This is a genomic window from Bacillus sp. 05T31 (genome assembly GCF_056396725.1).
The window spans coordinates 1-1,334 of the sequence record NZ_JBFTMA010000925.1 but is presented as its reverse complement, the minus strand read 5'-3'; the positions used below and the strand labels follow the sequence as shown (position 1 = coordinate 1,334).

Sequence of the window (1,334 nt, the reverse complement as noted above, 5' to 3'; positions counted from 1 at the left end):
AACAGCGAAACCACAACAAGTAGTAGTAGGAACGGACGTTGAAAAGTTAGATGCCAAAAACTTTGTTCAAGTAAAAGATGGAGAAGTAGTTGGATTTGTAGAAAAACCAAATACAACAAAAATCGGTGAGCAAAAAGTAAAAGTAGAAACGAAAGATCGTTTTGGAAATAAGAAAGTAACGGAAGTATCGTTAGAAGTCATTTACGGAGATAGCATTATGTTCTTTGGTACATGGTATGGTGGAACGAATATTAAATCGATTATCACATTAAATCATGAAGATAGAAAGTTAAGTACAGTAGGTTCAGAAGGTCCGGTTCATACTCAATTTAAGGGTGAAAAATATATGGGGCTAACTGTACTTGATAAAGATGGAAAAGAGAAGAAGCAAATGGTATTAGAAGGAATGGAAAATACGAAAGCATTTGCGGAACAATTCAACGGTATCCAGTTTGAATATGGAGATGTAGTAAAGGTGTATCAAGCAGAGTTTGATCGCTTTAAAGTATATAAAAACAATACGTTAGTCAATACAACCTATGGTATGAATGATGTGTTCTTTAAAATTACGGAAAAAGGTTTTGAAAGAATGGAAGGTATGCAAGAAGTAAAAGCTTAAAAGTCATAAAAAAGCTCGTAAACATTATGTTTACGAGCTTTCTTTATTATTCAGCTTCTGAAACAACTGTAAAGCGTTCGTTTACGTGTTTTGGATTTTCGATTTCATCAAGTGCTGCTACCGCGAAGTCTTCGTAACTTACGTAGCTATCACCTTTTGAGTTAACAAGAAGGTTGTCTTTACCTGATGTATAAGAGCCAGTGCGTTTTCCTAGTGCGAATAGTGCAGAAGGGCTGATGAATGTCCAAGTAATATCGTTTGTTTGTTGCAGGATTTCTAAGTTTTTGCCTTGGTTTTGAGCTGTTGCAAGATATTCATTTGGGAAACCTGGTGTATCAAATACACGTGTTGTTTTTTCTACGTCTACAAATAAGCTACCAGCGCCGCCAACTACAAGTAATTTTGTATTTGGTGCACCTTTCATAGCTTCAATTAGAACGTTCCCTGCGTCTACATGAAGATGTTCTTCTCCTGCTGGAGCGCCGAAAGCATTTACAACTACATCAAATGCTTGTAGGTCGTTAGATGTAAGAGAGAATACATCTTTTTCTAAAACGTTTACGTTCTCTTCTGTAATTTTTGCAGCGCTTCTTACGATTGCAGTTACTTCATGTCCACGATCTAATGCTTCTTTTAAAATACGACTTCCAGCTTTTCCGCTTGCTCCGATAATTCCGATTTTCATAATAAATCCCTCCAAATTGTTTTGTTAAAG

Annotated in this window: 2 protein-coding genes; one reads left to right on the top strand and one right to left on the bottom strand. The window is 36.1% G+C overall.

Translation table 11 applies throughout. From position 1 onward, the window contains the following. The coding region (locus AC1DJR_RS29950) for a putative mucin/carbohydrate-binding domain-containing protein (protein ID WP_477004252.1) at positions 1-619 on the top strand (619 nt) is incomplete at its 5' end. 46 nt (positions 620-665) lie between these two features. Here AC1DJR_RS29950 and AC1DJR_RS29945 read toward each other — a convergent pair. Continuing rightward, positions 666-1,304, bottom strand: a complete 639-nt coding sequence (locus AC1DJR_RS29945; RefSeq protein WP_477004251.1) for an NAD(P)-dependent oxidoreductase — start codon at positions 1,302-1,304, stop codon at positions 666-668. Between the last annotated feature and the right edge of the window lie 30 nt (positions 1,305-1,334).

Excerpts from the sequence above, each read along its gene's own strand:
- AC1DJR_RS29945 (WP_477004251.1), bottom strand. The coding sequence starts at position 1,304 with ATGAAAATCGGAATTATCGGAGCAAGCGGAAAAGCTGGAAGTCGTATT.